This window comes from Sporolactobacillus sp. CQH2019 (assembly GCF_028765345.1).
Lineage (GTDB): Bacteria > Bacillota > Bacilli > Bacillales > Sporolactobacillaceae > Sporolactobacillus.
Window position 1 is genome coordinate 100,171 of record NZ_JARAJZ010000013.1, and the last position, 15,816, is coordinate 115,986.

At 42.7% G+C, this 15,816-nt stretch carries 16 protein-coding genes; 6 read left to right on the forward strand and 10 right to left on the reverse strand.

Annotation, left to right across the window (positions count from 1 at the left end):
• Positions 1 to 37: 37 nt before the first annotated feature.
• The 5 genes from OYT88_RS16900 to OYT88_RS16920 form a co-directional block, all read right to left on the reverse strand.
• The gene (locus OYT88_RS16900) at positions 38 to 370 is read right to left on the reverse strand and encodes a hypothetical protein (RefSeq protein ID WP_274401528.1); all 333 of its coding nucleotides are present in this window, start codon (positions 368 to 370) and stop codon (positions 38 to 40) included.
• Between the two features lie 320 nt (positions 371 to 690).
• On the reverse strand, positions 691 to 1,584 hold the full coding sequence (locus OYT88_RS16905; RefSeq protein ID WP_274401529.1) for a DMT family transporter: 894 nt from the start codon (positions 1,582 to 1,584) through the stop codon (positions 691 to 693).
• Between the two features lie 102 nt (positions 1,585 to 1,686).
• Entirely contained in the window at positions 1,687 to 2,565 is an 879-nt protein-coding gene (locus OYT88_RS16910) for a DMT family transporter (RefSeq protein ID WP_274401530.1), read from the reverse strand.
• Positions 2,566 to 3,688: 1,123 nt separating this feature from the next.
• On the reverse strand, positions 3,689 to 4,669 hold the full coding sequence (locus OYT88_RS16915; protein WP_274401531.1) for a Gfo/Idh/MocA family protein: 981 nt from the start codon (positions 4,667 to 4,669) through the stop codon (positions 3,689 to 3,691).
• A gap of 1 nt (position 4,670) precedes the next feature.
• Positions 4,671 to 5,333: a ribose-5-phosphate isomerase A gene (locus tag OYT88_RS16920; protein WP_274401532.1), complete on the reverse strand. Its 663-nt coding sequence runs from the start codon at positions 5,331 to 5,333 to the stop codon at positions 4,671 to 4,673.
• A gap of 176 nt (positions 5,334 to 5,509) precedes the next feature.
• On the opposite strand from OYT88_RS16920, the gene OYT88_RS16925 reads away from it, so the two are divergent.
• The 5 genes from OYT88_RS16925 (at position 5,510) to OYT88_RS16940 (ending at position 10,933) form a co-directional block, all read left to right on the forward strand.
• Positions 5,510 to 6,352: a MurR/RpiR family transcriptional regulator gene (locus tag OYT88_RS16925; protein WP_274401533.1), complete on the forward strand. Its 843-nt coding sequence runs from the start codon at positions 5,510 to 5,512 to the stop codon at positions 6,350 to 6,352.
• Between the two features lie 220 nt (positions 6,353 to 6,572).
• Positions 6,573 to 7,127, forward strand: a complete 555-nt coding sequence (locus OYT88_RS16930) for a cysteine hydrolase family protein (protein ID WP_274401534.1) — start codon at positions 6,573 to 6,575, stop codon at positions 7,125 to 7,127.
• A gap of 1,010 nt (positions 7,128 to 8,137) precedes the next feature.
• The gene (locus OYT88_RS21010) at positions 8,138 to 8,392 is read left to right on the forward strand and encodes a helix-turn-helix domain-containing protein (RefSeq protein ID WP_443029689.1); all 255 of its coding nucleotides are present in this window, start codon (positions 8,138 to 8,140) and stop codon (positions 8,390 to 8,392) included.
• Positions 8,393 to 8,686: 294 nt separating this feature from the next.
• Positions 8,687 to 10,579, forward strand: coding sequence for an OPT family oligopeptide transporter (locus OYT88_RS16935; protein ID WP_274401535.1), 1,893 nt, complete (start codon positions 8,687 to 8,689; stop codon positions 10,577 to 10,579).
• A gap of 3 nt (positions 10,580 to 10,582) precedes the next feature.
• Complete coding sequence (locus OYT88_RS16940; protein WP_274401536.1) at positions 10,583 to 10,933, forward strand: PqqD family protein; 351 nt, start codon at positions 10,583 to 10,585, stop codon at positions 10,931 to 10,933.
• Positions 10,934 to 11,280: 347 nt separating this feature from the next.
• Here the strand turns inward: OYT88_RS16940 and OYT88_RS16945 are convergent, their stop codons facing one another.
• On the reverse strand, positions 11,281 to 11,460 hold the full coding sequence (locus OYT88_RS16945) for a hypothetical protein (RefSeq protein ID WP_274401537.1): 180 nt from the start codon (positions 11,458 to 11,460) through the stop codon (positions 11,281 to 11,283).
• A 319-nt stretch (positions 11,461 to 11,779) separates the two neighbouring features.
• Between OYT88_RS16945 and OYT88_RS16950 the strand changes: the two genes are divergently transcribed.
• Positions 11,780 to 11,947, forward strand: a complete 168-nt coding sequence (locus OYT88_RS16950) for a hypothetical protein (protein ID WP_274401538.1) — start codon at positions 11,780 to 11,782, stop codon at positions 11,945 to 11,947.
• A 310-nt stretch (positions 11,948 to 12,257) separates the two neighbouring features.
• Here OYT88_RS16950 and OYT88_RS16955 read toward each other — a convergent pair whose 3' ends face one another.
• The 4 genes from OYT88_RS16955 to OYT88_RS21015 form a co-directional block, all read right to left on the reverse strand.
• Positions 12,258 to 12,929, reverse strand: a complete 672-nt coding sequence (locus OYT88_RS16955; protein ID WP_274401539.1) for an IbrB-like domain-containing protein — start codon at positions 12,927 to 12,929, stop codon at positions 12,258 to 12,260.
• On the reverse strand, positions 12,883 to 13,344 hold the full coding sequence (locus OYT88_RS16960; RefSeq protein WP_274401540.1) for a GNAT family N-acetyltransferase: 462 nt from the start codon (positions 13,342 to 13,344) through the stop codon (positions 12,883 to 12,885). Before OYT88_RS16960 ends, OYT88_RS16955 begins: the two co-directional genes overlap by 47 nt.
• Entirely contained in the window at positions 13,310 to 14,626 is a 1,317-nt protein-coding gene (locus OYT88_RS16965; protein ID WP_338000561.1) for a DUF3440 domain-containing protein, read from the reverse strand. Before OYT88_RS16965 ends, OYT88_RS16960 begins: the two co-directional genes overlap by 35 nt.
• Before the next feature lie 783 nt (positions 14,627 to 15,409).
• Positions 15,410 to 15,580 carry a polysaccharide deacetylase family protein gene (locus OYT88_RS21015; RefSeq protein WP_443217536.1) on the reverse strand — a complete coding sequence of 57 codons (171 nt, stop codon included), beginning with the start codon at positions 15,578 to 15,580 and terminating at the stop codon, positions 15,410 to 15,412.
• Positions 15,581 to 15,816: the final 236 nt, after the last annotated feature.

Consider the following 15,816-nt stretch of genomic DNA (forward strand, 5'->3'; position numbering starts at 1 on the left):
AACGCAAAATGTGATCAACTCATAAACATAGCTGAATTCATTTATTTCTCTTTATCGGGGAGTTCTTCTGCCCATTTATTGATATTTTTGCGCGCCGCTTTCTGATTGACAAGAGCCCACGTATAAGAAAAATAGTTTTTCCATATTTTATCAGTAGAGGCCATTGGTATTGCTCGATTTGAGGAGAGATTGTTCGATCCGGCTTCAAAAGATTGGCCAACAGATCCAACCCAAAAGCAGAAAAAATTGTTACGGTTACTTCCCCATTTTCATCAACTACCCAATTATATTGATTAGGGTTGAAAAATATGGAAATATCTTTTTCTATTTCGTTGAGAGCTCTTCTCTGTTGCAGAACATAGAGCTGCATTCTTGTTCATTTGGTAGATAAAGTGAAAAGTAGCAGTCTTGTAAAAACAATGGAAACGTACCTGCAAATTTTTGACCCGAATCAATGTCAAAATTATCCGGTCTGGAATATACGTATGCGTGGCTGATTAAATCTCTCAGATGTGCAAAAAAACCGGGAACTTTTGTAAAGATAGACAGGTAGCGAGCGTATTTGCCTTTTATATGTGTCAACAGCGTCACGCACTTTCATAGAACGAACAGTTGTTGCATTTAAAGAGCGGTCTGCTTTATCAATAAAGCGTATCGGCCCCACCTTTAAAGGGAGCGCTATTTGATAGCTTACCTTATGTCGTCATCTGCCCTTTTAAAAGTCTCTTTTTTCTTAAAAGACGGTTTTATCTCGGAAAGCAAAACAGATACCAAAATGAGTACAGCTCCCAGAATCATGCGAGCCGTTACTAACTCGTGCAAAAATATTATCGAAAACAGCATCCCGAAAAAGGACTCCATTGATAAAATAATCGCCGCTCTGGTCGATGTTGTGTAGCTCTGTGCAATGTTTTGCAGGAGATAAGCGATGGCCGTTGAAAAGACTGCCAAATAAAAAATGGATAACATTCCTGTTTTCTCAAGTACAGTCGGGGTGCCTCCTGTAAGGAACATGGTCAGAACACTGAGCAGAGAAGCTGTTACAAACTGTACAATGGTTAGCGTAATTGAATCTTCCTCATGCACAAAGATATTGGTGAAAAAGATTTCAAAAGCAAAGGCTGCTGCACAGGCAAGCGACAGCACATCACCGATATTCACTGTCAGCGAATTCTGCAGAGACATAAAGCCAATCCCGACAAGCGCCATCATCGAGCCGAGCATCTCATAGCGATCGATTCTGCGCCGGTAAATCAAAAATGCAATAATGGGAACAATGACGACATTCACGGCGGTTAGAAAAGCATTTTTCGAAGGAGTCGTATATTGCAGACCGACTGTTTGCAAAATAAAACCCGTGTAGACGCAGGTTCCTAAGAGAGCGCCCTTCCACAGCACCGAGCGACTTATTTTTTTTACCTTGCGATAAAATGCGATGATGATGAGAAAAGTTGCTAAAACGAATCTTCCGGCCATCGTTTGATAGGGATTGAAAAACTTCAGCGCAATATCCGTCACTACGAACCCGCTTCCCCAAATACTTGCCGTGACGAGCATCATGCCATCACCCAAATATTTTTTCATTCGTATTCTCCCTTTTAAAATCGCACGCAAAAAAATAATAGTTTGATAAAAATATATTTTCGCTCAAACTATTATTTCCCACTGGTTATCAGACAGTTAAAATCAATCGGAGTATCTAATATTTATCCAAATACTTGCCGAGATCAGGCACACACCTACCCAGAATCCCAGACCGATGGCTTCTCCTAAAATCAACCAGCCCAGCAGCGTCCCCACTAAAGGCTGGAACACGAAAAATAATCCCGAGCTGGCGGCATTCATTAATTGTAAACCTCGATTCCACATCACAAAAGCAACTGCCGTTGAAATCACACCTAAATATAAAAGGCAAAAGATGACAGCCGGTTGCATGAGATAATGCCAATGTACTGCAGACCGTTGAATGAAAACAATTGGCGACAGGCAAACGATAGCGGTTGCCGTTGCCAGGGTTGTCACCTGTACAGGTGCATATTTGCCGGGAACTAATTTAATCAGCACTGACATTAACGCCCACGTCAGCGCGGCAATCACTAAGGAGACTGCACCCAGTAATTTTTCTATGCCAATGGCGTGAACACCGACAATCATCAGTACCCCAATCGTCGCCAGAGCGACCGAACCGATTTTAACCCAAGTTAGACGCTCTTTTAATAGCCACCACGCAAATAAAACCATGAATGTCGGGGTCGCCGCTGTAATGACGGCCCCTAATTGAGCGGAGGACAGCCAGGTGCCGGTTTCCTGCGTCACAATAGAAAGCGCATTACCAATTACACCAATTAGAATGATTAAAGGTAAATCTTTTCGTTTCACACGCCAGTCGACACGTTGCAGGAAACCAATGATAAACAAAGCGACGATTGCGATTAAATAGCGTAGCCAGACTAATTCAATGGGGGGAATAAATTCCACCACAACTTTGACCACGACAAACATACCGCCCCAGATGCCGGCGGCAGTGCTTAATAATAACGCACCAAAAATCTTATTTTTTTTCATTTTTCTTATCTCCGTATTCGTAATTTATAAATGCATGGTTACGAATTTAACGGAGAGCGGCTCTCCGCTAAATTAACGGAGAACCGGAACATCACATTCGGTTGCCGGTGCATAAATCATGGGTTATGCCTCCCTTGCAGTTTTATCATTGGAAATAACTATATCATGTATCCAAGTATTTTTCGATAGCCAACGATTAGTCTCAGTGTTATCTTGCTCAAATACTTTGTTTAATTTGTAGTCTGAATGATAAGGATCCGCTGCTCACTGTGCTGGAATTCAGATAAAATGAATTTTTCCCATGGAATAATATATATCAATGAAATCAAAAATTCCCAACAGAAAAAAAGAAACGGAACGGCCTAAATTATCATCCAGCGGTCTCCAGCTGACTGGTCAAGCGATTTTTATCAGATATTTCAATCTTATTTATGATCATGTAAATTTTTAACTGCTGAGCGACGCAGAGATCATAACAATCGCTAGAGAAAAAGAAAGGAATTTAAACGAGAAGCTGAAAATAACATACAAAATTGCAGACTGAGGTGACAACGTTGAATAAAACACTCGGAGAAATTGCGCGGATAACGGCACAGCTGAATCTTTATTTGTCAAAGTGATTTTTCTCGGTACATCTAGGCCGGGTGCAAAAACTCTCAGTGAATTGCATTTTAATATAAATGAACCCGATTGTACGATAGGAGACGCCATCTGGGCCGCTTTAAGGGACCCCCATTAGATAAAAACGTAATTTTGTCAGCTGTCAATTACTATTTCCATTCCAGCTTGAGCTGCCGTGACACAATAGAAATACCCCACAATCGTTTTGCAATAATCCCCCTTTGGCTGACAGATGAACTATCAAAAATTCTTCTGTCGTCTACGGGGGGATTTTGAGAGTATTACCAAGATATTCAGCAGCAGAGACATTCGATATCAAAAACCGATACAGACTGGGTAACCAATCGCTGCGCGCTTTTAGCAAACAGCAAAACATTGTCAATCACACACGAGTCCATTAACCCCGCCAGTAGCCGCTTTCGATCGCAGATGTAATCGTTTGTACGCCCGCTTCACCATTCAGGCGAAATGTATCAAACCAATTTTCGGCACTTTAATACCATTACTCAAATGGGAACTTCATTCCCCAGGCATTACGGACACCGTCCATGATATGGCTGACGTCGTGAGATAATTCCAATTGACCGTCATCGTGGCCTTCCTCAATGTAACGTTGCATATCTCTCACTTCATATATTAATGCTTCATCAGAATTGCCCACAGTAATTGTTTCCGATGCGGACTGATGGGCATCTTCAGTATAGGTAACCTTTGCTTCGGTTGCACGCGGATAATTGTCAATTTCCACATAACCCTTTGTGCCAGAAATAACGCCGCGCTTTGGCTGCCTAGCCCGCAGAGAGAGTGCCATTACAGCCAACTGTTCCTGTGCATTCTTAAGGATAATACCCGATTGTTCATCGACTCCAGTTTCAAAGAATTTTACAGTGGTCAACGTTACGTTAGGCTGCGACGCTAGAAACGAACGTGCAAATACGGTCGCATAGCCACCAATATCAAGCAGGGCGCCGCCCGCAAGACTCTTATTGAAGAAGCGATTTTTCGGGTCATAATTCTTTAAGCTACCAAAATTAACCTGAACCAGATGAATGTCACCAAGTTTTCTCCGCTCAATTAAGTCTTTGACCTTTTGGTAAATTGGCATGTGGAGCAGTGTCAGTCCTTCGGTCAAAATCAGACCCTTGTCGTGCGCTAATTGCTGAACCTCATCAAATTGCTTCGCATTGACTGTGATCGCCTTTTCTGCAAAAACATGCTTTCCGGCGTTCAGAGCCTTTTTAATGTATGAATAGTGAAATGTATGCGGCGTTGCAATATAAATAATATCAACATTAGGATCGTTAATCATTTCATCGGCATTATTATACGTATGTGCAATGTTCTTTTCAGCCGCAAACTTTTTGAGCCTATCCGGATTGATGTCGGCAACAGCGTAAATGGACCCATTCACACTGTTCAAGGCATCTGCCATTTCATGTGCAATCCACCCTGTTCCAATCATACCCCAATTATATTTTTTCATGTCATTCATCCTTCCTTAAAGTTCGAACAGAACCATTTTCGGTTTCTGCAAGAACAGTTGATGCGAGTCCCTTAAAGTAAGAAGTTCCAACAACACCGTTCACTAGTAACACAGTACGGTTAATATAGTCGATTTGAGCCCAGTTATCCGTATAACAGTCGACCAATTGGTTACCATTTCGTGTACGGATATAACCCATGTATGAAGTTGAAATACGACGACAGGGTTGCAAGCCGAGTTCTTTCGCTAATCTTAAGAACTGCGGAATAGCTTCATCAATGACTTCAACAGCCAGGGGTACTGAGGGGTCAAGTTGCTGGCCGATTTTTGACTCATCTGTCAAAATAACATACGCACCGGCTGCCTGCGCGTTTACTTTTTCCAAGGTATGAATGCCACCGTTACTCTTCAAGAGGTTCAGGTTTTGGTCGAGACTATCACAGCCATCAAAAGCGATATCCAATGCTTCTGGAGATTCTATGACATCTAATCCCAATTTTCGGCAATATGAAAGCGATCGTTCAGAAGGGCTACAGATACGGATGTCGCTCAGATTATCTTTCTTGATTGCCTCGGCAAGTAATTGCATGTGGTGTCCCCCGCCGAGACTGACTGTCATACCAGAATGCATCAAATCTAATGCAAGCGTTAGCTGGTTTTCCATGCCAGACACCTCCTTTCACGTTTTGGAAAATTAATTTCAAGATTATATTATTACTGAAATTAATTTTTGTCAATGCAAGTCAGTTGTTCTTGCTTTACCGGATATTACGCGTTAGAATTCAGTGATAGAGGATTTCATTGACTTATTTTTTTTGAAATTCATTTGAAGGTGATTAGTTGGAAAATCGATCAAATATCATAAACTTGCTATACGGCAGTCTTCCAAAAATGTCCGATACAGATCATAAAATTGCAGAAGTTGTACTCGCAGATCCAGCCAGTATTGTTAATATGACCATCTCGGCACTTGCCCGAAAAGCCAGTGTCAGTGAGGCTTCAGTTTCACGTTTTTGTAAAAACCTTGATCTTGATGGATTCCATCAGTTGAAAATTGAATTAGCAAAAGTTGCGGAGGATAGATATAGCTACTATCAAAAGGTGAACCCTGACGACCTTCTCCAAGCTTTGAAAAATATCAGCGACAATAAGGTGGCAGAAATCGTCAATACACTCACCTCCGCCTCTACAGCAACTATCCGACAGGTATTGAATGCATTAAAAGGAGCAAGTCTTATCCAAGTTGCAGCATCGGGGGGGACTTTCCCCGTTGCTGCAGATGCTGTTTATAAATTCAATCAACTTGGACTTTTAGCAGTCACTGACGAACTGTGGGAGACCTCGATCGGACAAACTATGAATCTGCCGACAGGTGCGGTGCTGCTGGTTATTTCCAATTCCGGCGAAACGCGAAATTTACTCACCCAGATTGAAGTTGCCAAAAGTCGCGGGATTCTGGTCATTGCGATTACCAACCGTGCGGATTCGCCTATTGGTTTGAATGCCGATTTGCATATATTAACCGCAATTCGACAACAAATCTTTGAATCTGAGTACTACTTCTCACGGGTTGCCGCAATGGCGGCAATTGAGGCCTTGTTCCTGTTATTGCTATCGGGGGATAAAGACAATTTACAGCACATCAAGACACATGAAGAACTGATCGCACAAACAAAAATCTAATGCCATATCTTCACAACGTTGAAGATCCAACTTCCAAGTTACTAAAATCGGATCTCTTTCCGAACGATAAAAAAAACTCTCCATAATGGAGAGTTCGGAACAGAGGGATACATTAACAGTTTGGACAAAATTCATGACTTCTATACTTTTACTACAAGTACCCTAGCTGAATAGGATGACTATTTACATCAAAACTTATAATCCGAGGAGGATTGATGAAATGGATTTAGGAAATGCGGCATTAGTAACGATTGATCTGCAAAACGGGATTCTATTCGGTCTGCCATCAAAGGGTGCGCTTCTTGATAATCATGACGTACTTGCACGTAATGAACAGTTAATCCGTGCAGTTCTCGGTAAAAATAGGCCCGTGGCTGTGGTTCACGTAACTGCCCCCAGTTTCCTCAGTGTCCTTACCAAAAGCTTTTCAAAGCTTAGTATCAATCCTCAAATTTTAGAAAATCCGAATGTGAAGATTTTTGAGAAACATCAGCCCAGTGCCTATTCAATTACCGCATTTCGAGATTTTTTGAAAGAAAAACAGATTAGAACGGTTTTATTAACCGGGGTTTCCACCAATAATGGTGTGCTAAAAACGGCGCGGAATCTGGCAGAGAACGAGATTAATGTCATCACCGTAACAGATGCAACTAACGCTCGTTCTGAGGTCGAATATAACGAGGCGTTGAACGAACTTGGAACACTCGGTGAACTAGTGACGACAGCGGAGCTGCTTAATATGCTCGACAAAGAGTCAAAACCGAAGACTGATTAAGCCGGGTTCAGGGTGAGTCCGGCGCCATTTGGACACGCCGACCGATAAACGAGGTATGTTGACCGATAAAATTGCCGTAAAGACCGATAAACGGGATATGTCGACCGATAAAGTTACTGCGCCGACCGATAAACCGGGTATGTTGACCGATACACATTCCTGAAACAGGCTGTTTAACGTTTCGGTGCAAGTTCAGCTGCATTCGGTGCGACTTTCTCACATTTCGGTGCGACTCAGGCCTAATTCGGAGCAACCGCTCTTTTCAGTGCAACTTCAGCTGCATTCGGTGCGGCTTTCTCACATTTCGGTGCGACTCAAACTCGATTCGGTGCGAGTCAGGCCTAATTCGGAGCAACCGCTCTTTTTCGGTGCAAGTTCAGCTGCATTCGGTGCGGCTTTCTCACATTTCGGTGCGACTCAAACCCGATTCGGTGCGACTGATAGTTTTTCTCAGTTCCGACTCTACCTTTTTTGATTGGGTGCAGCCTCCTAAATCCGATCGACGGTTGCGCAGTACCCGTCTGCTGTTTACTTTTAAACCATAACCTGAGCGCTCTTATAGCTAATGATTTAAAAATCAATAGCACTGTCTTTATGATTATTGCAATAAACAGGGGTATTTACCTATTAAAATTTTTTATGATGCTGTTTCATCTGCCAAATTATAGATACCCTTCCATTTTTGTTTCAATGGGCTGCCTTTTACTCTTTAACAGTATGGGTCCTAGTTTTTAACTTTTTGAGACTAAACGACTACCTGCTTTAGCAGGTGGGTTCAGACATCAATGTCTGCGACTTAAAGTCGCCGTTCAAGACTGAAGTCTTCTGAAAGACCTTATGCTCATAGCACACTGAATGCTGACTGAACTCAGTCGTCAATCTTGAATATGTCGTCCTTGACTTACAGTGTGATTGAAACAGCTAAAGAAAACGGGTGATCCGTTCCACTATTTAACCTATCTCTTTGAAACAGTTTCCCAATATCGAGAAAATTATAGACGAAGCTGCAGATGCGCTTCTCCCATGATCCCAAGCGATATGGACAAACCCCCGGGCAAATTCATCGAGAAATAAAACTTGAAAAAGCTAAAGAACTAATTACCAGCACAAATTTATCTGTCAACGAGATTGGTGAAAGGCTCGGTTATACTAGTTCTTCATACTTTATGAAACAATTCAGAAGCAAATATGAAAAAACACCCCTTAAATATCGAAAACAGCATCAGCAAATTGGCTTAAAGCCAGTGGATTTAGACCCTTATTAAAAACGCCGGACACTCCATGGCTTGGGAAAAACCGCGGAGATTGGCTCGGGCGATTGCCAACGGTACGAAAAATTAAGTCAAAATTTATTTTTGTATGTCCTCCTGTAAAAAAACTGGAAGGGGGGCCTTATTTCTCATGCCAAACCCTCAATCAATTGCCAGGTCTGAATTCACTTATCTCGTCTAAATATTGCATTTTATATTGCAATTCTTAATCTAGCAACTTGCGTGCTCAAGTATGATAAGATAGCCTTTGTATCAATTTATGTCGAAATAGACAAGGTGGTGCCATTTTTGAAAAATAATTCAGAACAATCGACAAAATTCATACCCTATATTCCCGCTTCGAAATCGCTTCCCGAACTCACAATTACGGCGATTCTTCTGGGAATTATTCTTGCTGTCATTTTCGGGGCGGCTAACGCATACCTAGGCCTGCTTATCGGAATGACGATCTCTGCCTCAATTCCTGCTTCTGTTATTTCGATGGGGATCTTGCGGGGCATATTCCGAAGAGATTCAATTTTGGAGAATAATATTGTTCAGACGATGACGACATCAGGTGAAGCAATCGGTGTCGGCGCAGTCTTTACACTTCCTGCACTCTTTTTACTGCATATCAAAATCAGCTACATTATGATTTTTTCTATCGTTCTGCTTGGCGGCTTTCTCGGTATCTTGATGATGGTACCGCTTCGACGGTTACTGATCGTGCAGGAACACGGCGTGCTTCCTTATCCGGAAGGTACCGCCTGCGCCGAAGTACTAAAAACGGGAGAAGAGGGCGGCAAGAAAGCACTGCTTGTTCTTTTTGGCCTGATCACCGGCGGTCTCGTGAAAGTATTGGAAGATGGTTTTAACATTTTCAAATATGAAATTCAAACTGGAATCTCCCATTTTAAATACGCTGTTGTCGGGCTGGATGCTTACCCGTCACTGCTGGGCGTCGGCTTCATCATTGGACCGAGCATTTCCGGACAAATGCTTGCCGGTGGACTATTTGCCTGGATTGTCCTTGCCCCACTAATCGGCTTCTTTGGCGCAGACAGCCTCCACGCCATCTTCCCGGCGGTCACGGCTCTAAAAGCAATGGATACGGCTGCTATCTGGGATAATTACATTCGTTATATCGGAGCCGGTGCCGTCGCGGCCGGTGGGATTATAACATTAATCAAAACCCTGCCCACGCTATATCGAAGCTTGAGTGATACACTTAGCGGACTGTTCAAAACAACCGACAAGCACGCCGACGATCTTATTGCTAGAACCGATCGCGATCTATCAATGAGATGGGTAATTCTGGGTTCTCTTTTTTTGTTGCTTTTGGTTGCCCTTAATCCATTCGTGAAAGTCGGCTGGATGGGCGCCGTTCTGGTTGCTGTCTGCGGCTTTCTCTTTGTCACTGTCTCCTCGCGTATTGTTGGAATTGTCGGCAGTTCGTCATCACCGGTGTCCGGTATGACCATCGCAACACTGTTAATCGTCACCATCATCTATAAATTTATCGGGTATTCCGGAACAGCCGGCATTTTTATCTCCATTGGCACCGTCGCGATTATCTGCACGGCATTAGCTGTTTCCAACGACATTTCACAGGACTTAAAAACCGGTTTTCTCGTCGGGGCGACACCTTGGAAACAACAAGTGGCGATGATGATCGGCGTCGTTTTCTCATCGATTACCATTGGTGCCGTCTTGTTTCTCTTGAATAGTGCCTATCATTTCGGTTCGCACGCACTCCCGGCACCCAAAGCCGTTTTAATGAAACTGATCGCCCAAGGTCTGATGCAGCAGCAGATGCCATGGGAACTGATTTTCATTGGCGCCGCTATTGCTGTCTGCGTGGAATTCATGGGTATCAATTCGCTCGTCTTTGCCGTCGGCCTTTATCTGCCGATTCACATCAGTACGCCAATCATGTGCGGAGGTATTGTTCGCTACTTTATCGATCGTTTCAGTAAAGATGATCAAATCCGGAAAAACCGGCAGGAACGCGGCACTTTAATGGCATCCGGGCTCATTGCCGGCGAATCATTAATTGGTGTCGTTATCGCTGTCTTTACTGTTTTAAATATTACGGCACCGGCCACACCGTTCTTCTCAAGCGACCTGGTCACCTTAATCGTTTTTGCTGTTCTTTGCCTCATTCTTTGGTATGTAGCAAGAGGTCCCAAAAAGGGGGTATGATTCATGGCCCGTCATTTGAATAAGCAGATAAATTTTCTCGAAATGGTGCCCGTTCTGAGGGACGGATGCCGTGTTGTTCATGAAAATGGAGCGGCAAACCTTGCCATTCCGCGGACAAGCCTATTGGAGCGCATTGCGATAAAATGGTTTAAACAAGCTAAGGAACATCACTACCGTCTGGATGCTCTCGGAGAATGTGTACTGAAGCACTGTGACGGAAACTACCGTGTGTCCGAAATCTCTGCTAAGCTAACTGAGACATTCGGCGAAGCAGCCGAACCTGTCGTTCCGCGACTGCTCAAGTTTCTGCAAGAGCTCGACGCACATGACCTTGTCACGCTGCATATCAAATAAAATGTGAAAACAATTCAGAGAGACTGCTCAAAAGCGGCCTCTCTTTTAAAATTTAAATAGTTTCGTTCTCTGGCTAAGATAAATTCCACGAGCCGTGACAGCATGACGTACTACCTGAATTTAGAAAGTCAATCAGCAAATTAATTTTTTAAACGAGTTTCCGTCTCTGCTAAAAATTTTGTTAATGCGGCATTAATATCGGCATTCATGCGATCGGCCCATACAAATAGCCGCCAGATACTTCACTCTCCAAGCTTAATTCAGCCGGGGGTATCTCTGCTTACGGGCCAATGAGCCTGCTGAGACGGTGGGAGTCGAACATAAATCGTCAAGCGCCTATCCATGTTTCAAGCTGCATTGACTAATTTACTCCTCAAAAGAAGAATTGCATGGGAGTTTACTAATTTTGTTCTAGAGTGTTCTGAATGACAAGGATCCACAAGTAACCGTGCTGAAATTCGGATAAGGTAAATTTTTAATTGAACAACCATAAAAAAGCGTTGAACAATCATTTCTTTTCGCTTCATTGATCATTCTTCTTTGAATACTATGTCATTGTACAAGATGGCGAATAAAGGGTATCTTAATCGCTGGACATGCTTATACTATAATTGCCCAACCTATTCTTTATCCCCTCGTATGATCCCCGTGCCTCAGCATGGGGATCATTATTTATTTAAAGCGGCATCTTTTCATGTTGCAGTATAGAAATATTTTTGCATAAAAAAATTGCATGGTTTTCTATTTTCGTATTTTGATTGCGCAGGAGGAAACTTTTGACTTCCATCCTCTTAGTGGAGTAGCCTAGGAAACTTTCACTGCATCGAACATCAAGAGAAATTCATTTTGCATGCAGTGATAGAGTATTTCCCATCACCTTTTGAAGGCGTTAAGAAAATGAGATTTTGGAAAATTGAACTGTTGGATAATCCTTATGAAATCTTGGCATTGTTAAAATTATTGCATGAGTTGCCTATTAACTGCTTAAAAATTGGCGGTTTAATTACGGCTTAGATAAAGTAGTGTGACAAACATAATAGAATTTTTAAAAATTGGAATCTATTATAAAACTACACTTCGTTTCTCTTAACTCTTCATTTAAGGCTGCCCTGTAGGGGCCTTTTTTGTGTATTTTTACAAATTATTTTTATGATTTTTCTACGTGATTAACGTTCATGGGTGAGTCTAAAGATGTTGAGTAAAGGCTAATCCGTATGCTTTTCCCCAATAGGATTTATTGTATTCATAAAATAAAGATACCTTTCGGGGAATTGCTTTTTCAATCATCGGTATTAAGAACGATTCAGCTTGTATCTGACTGACATTATTTATAATACTTATGTTCAAATTCGGTCCAGGATTTGGAGAATTTGTGATTCTGGAACGCTTCCTTCAGCCCGCTAATTTGCTTCAGACGGATGATCTCGTCAAGCTCCATTCCCAAATTCCGACTGATTTTTTCATCGCTCCAACCCATTTTACTGAGAGTGATCACGATGTTGCTCATGGAGCGGATTTGGTGCGTCCCTCTCGCCCGATTATGCCGGATGGTCGAACCGATGCGCTCGTCCAGTGGTTTGGATATGACGGAAAGGGGAAGATAGCCGAACATCCTTTTGGCGATATCCGGATAATTCGTTCCAATCCGGTCGCGGTGAAAGCCATCGGTGACTTCATATTGGCCGTCACCGAGATAATAAGACACGATCGGCTGTGTAAAGCCGTCTAACCGGATAGAAGTGTACAGCAAATTCATTTCAGCAGATGCAACTTTGTTTGGATTATAATCGTTTGCATGTACGTTTCCAGCAGGGATCCATTGTACCAAGTCGACCGGTTCGGAGAAGGGAGAGAGTTCGTTCACAACTCTTCGTACGCGGTTCAGGGCCTGTACTTTCTCATGCAACCCCATGGGCGCCAAAATCCGTTTGAGCTGGCCAAGGCAATTTTCAAGATCCGGATTGAGCTTTCTGCAGGTATTGTGATGGACGTTCATGGAGTACCTCCTTATTCGCACACAGAAACCAATAATTTTTGGTTGTCCGATAAATCCTGAATCCTTGTTTGATGTAATAATTCTTGATAAACGCAAGATTGGTCGAGGTCTTAATCGGCCAGCCAAGTTCGCGGCAATATTCGAAACGAATGTCCGTCAGTGCTTTAAAAAGTCCTTTTCTCCGATAACGCGGTTCGACCCATTCTGTAGTAAAAAGAACGTATTCCCCTGGAAACTCCAGAGAGGAGAAGGCAATAACCTGCCTGTCTCGTTCCATGGTGAACCAGACCTTTTCTCGCTTGTTTCGTAGATAGGGTATCCGCCGGATATATTTTTCCTCAGCAAAAAAGCGTCCCATTTTGGAGTAGAAAAGGGACCGATCATAATTTCCCTCGTAACACTGAATGTTGTCCATATTCATCCTCCCGTAGGGCCTCCCTCAGTTTTTTATCCTTGATATCTTCCACCCGGAGCAAACTTCGGTATTTTCTCCGCAGACGCAGAAGAAGTTGCACGTCAGTCTTGGTCTGGGCAAAGCCCAGTCGCCGCATCCAGAAATCATTTTTTTCGACAGCACGAGCTACTCTCCGCCAGCTCGGCACCTTTCCATGGCTCTCCAGTTTCCGGTCTGCTTCATCCGGAACTTCTTCGATACGGATTCCGTAGTGCCGTTCCCACCATCGGAAAAAGGTCTTGATTTTCAGATAGTAATGATCGCGAAGTTCTGGGGAATAAAGCCCTAAGCTCTCTAGAAGAAAGACGGCATACTGCTGCCAGTTCATCCCGGAGGGCTTTTCCGACTTCATGTTGCCGAGCAGGGAAGTTCTGGCGTAAATGTTTCCAAAATTGACGCCGTGAACGCGGTGAATCACTTTTTCCCACGTTTCAGGTTCCAGTGCACGGAACTGATCGAGGCCCTTGCGCTGATCGTCCCCATAGGGCTGACAAAGTCGCTGCTGAGAAATTTTCACGCCGTTTTTATACATCAATTCATAAATTTCGTTAAACGCAAAATCAAATTTACTCACGGCTCCCCATATGTCCTCAGTCCGCCAATCGTATAAGGGATAAAAATTGTACACGTTGCAATCTGGCTCCGAGGTATGTACCTTCGTCGTCCAGTTATAACCTTTGAACGTTTTTTTGGTTGTATTAATGATCGTGTTGAAACGATTGAGACTTTCATCACTTCGGATGGCGATGCCGACCGCCACTGGAACGCCCGCTTTTCTTTGAAACCACTGGCAAAATTTGTAGTCAAATTCCTCGAATTCCATCCCTTTGTGAAACCATGTCCATTCCTTTGGGTAATTGTGTTCATTGATCACGCAGTCATAGGCGGGCATAGAACGGACCCATTTGTCCTGATCATTTTCATCCCAACAGATCCAAGTCGGCTGGATAACTGAAACTGCGTTACGTAACGAGAGGGGCATGCAGCACCAATAGAAACGATCCACCACGTCGTTCGTCATCTTCCGCAACTGTCTAACCTGGTGGATCGTCGCTTGATACTGGCTCTCTAAGTCGATGAACATGACGCTGAATTTCCGCTTTCGCCTGCGTGCAATTTTCGCGCAAAGTTGCAGCATCACAGATGAATCTTTTCCTCCGGAGATGCAGAGATAAAAATGAGAAAAGTTGGAGAAAATTACGTTGAATCTCTCCATAGCCGCAGTCAATACATCTTTCTTCATATAAATTTTGGGAATCAGAAGCGCCTCCCTTACCGGACAGCTAAAAAAAGCTCAGTCCTGTCTTTGGGGAATCGAACCTTTTTGTACTTTCATCCCCTTTCTATTTTACCAATAATTGAATAGACGACAGCAACACAATTGTATCTATTAATAAAATTTTGGCGAATAATCTTTCACTTTGACGATCTGACTAAAGTTAGGACAATTTGCCATTAACTACTTTAAAAAAGTGTTGGTGGATACAATCAATTTTACAGGCAATCTCAAGATCGATGTCCCTGAATGAAACATTTGAATTTGTCCCCACTGAAAGGCATGCAAATGTTTAAAAGTCCGATGTTTTGTGCTAGGCTGGCGGGTGAGCCATTATAAAATCCGACGCTTTAATGACACACAGAATGGTGTTTTATTCCTCCAATCTAATTGGCAGCTGACTAATTTGATTTTACAACTGACCAATTTTATAGATGTTCAATTTTTCTATAAATCCTTAGCAATAATTCAGGCTTTCTTTTTGGCTATATTCCTTCTTAGGAAACTGCAAAGGGGGCATTGAGGCATTAATGCGCTGCATTTGATAACCCTGGTGTTGTAAATATTAATTCAAGGGATCGATAAGTCGTATCACATTCGTGAAGCAAAATAACCGGTATTTGTTTCTTCTCATCAAGTCTTTGAATTTGCTGAATCGTCCGCTGAACAAATCGTCGATCTCTATATCGCCAATCCTGGCTATCCACATTCCAATCCCACATGATAAATCCATCTTGAGTGACTGCCCTTTCATAAATACATAGCTGCCATACGGTACACGAATAAACGGTATTGTGCAATACTTCTGACGATTTTTTGATCTTGTTTCATTTCTTCCATGAGCGACTCCTCTGAACGATAAAACTTTTTATAATCGTGGCTAATACCATGTAGTCCAATAGTGAATCCTTCCCTTACCATACGCCTGACGCTGCAGATTCATTATTCTATTGGAAAATGCTGAAGGACCGTCATCAAATGTTAAATAACAAATTCTCCTCCCATTAACAGCACTCATTTTATAAATTAAACGAGGCTGTCTCAAAAGCCCTGTTAAAACTCAAGAACCGGAGAGAAAATTTGTAAAAAAATTTCTCTCCGGTTCTTCTTTGCGTGAAAATGAGGGGCTCCTTCCTGGGTGAAATCCCTTCGGACTT

Coding starts and splice junctions, on each gene's coding strand:
- OYT88_RS16945 (WP_274401537.1), bottom strand. CDS start 11,460: ATGAAGCGAAAAGAAATGATTGTTCAACGCTTTTTTATGGTTGTTCAA.
- OYT88_RS16915 (WP_274401531.1), bottom strand. CDS start 4,669: ATGAAAAAATATAATTGGGGTATGATTGGAACAGGGTGGATTGCACAT.
- OYT88_RS16930 (WP_274401534.1), top strand. CDS start 6,573: ATGGATTTAGGAAATGCGGCATTAGTAACGATTGATCTGCAAAACGGG.
- OYT88_RS16900 (WP_274401528.1), bottom strand. CDS start 370: ATGCAGCTCTATGTTCTGCAACAGAGAAGAGCTCTCAACGAAATAGAA.
- OYT88_RS21015 (WP_443217536.1), bottom strand. CDS start 15,580: ATGGTAAGGGAAGGATTCACTATTGGACTACATGGTATTAGCCACGAT.
- OYT88_RS16955 (WP_274401539.1), bottom strand. CDS start 12,929: ATGAACGTCCATCACAATACCTGCAGAAAGCTCAATCCGGATCTTGAA.
- OYT88_RS16940 (WP_274401536.1), top strand. CDS start 10,583: ATGGCCCGTCATTTGAATAAGCAGATAAATTTTCTCGAAATGGTGCCC.
- OYT88_RS16920 (WP_274401532.1), bottom strand. CDS start 5,333: ATGGAAAACCAGCTAACGCTTGCATTAGATTTGATGCATTCTGGTATG.
- OYT88_RS16960 (WP_274401540.1), bottom strand. CDS start 13,344: ATGGACAACATTCAGTGTTACGAGGGAAATTATGATCGGTCCCTTTTC.
- OYT88_RS21010 (WP_443029689.1), top strand. CDS start 8,138: ATGCGCTTCTCCCATGATCCCAAGCGATATGGACAAACCCCCGGGCAA.
- OYT88_RS16910 (WP_274401530.1), bottom strand. CDS start 2,565: ATGAAAAAAAATAAGATTTTTGGTGCGTTATTATTAAGCACTGCCGCC.
- OYT88_RS16965 (WP_338000561.1), bottom strand. CDS start 14,626: ATGAAGAAAGATGTATTGACTGCGGCTATGGAGAGATTCAACGTAATT.
- OYT88_RS16905 (WP_274401529.1), bottom strand. CDS start 1,584: ATGAAAAAATATTTGGGTGATGGCATGATGCTCGTCACGGCAAGTATT.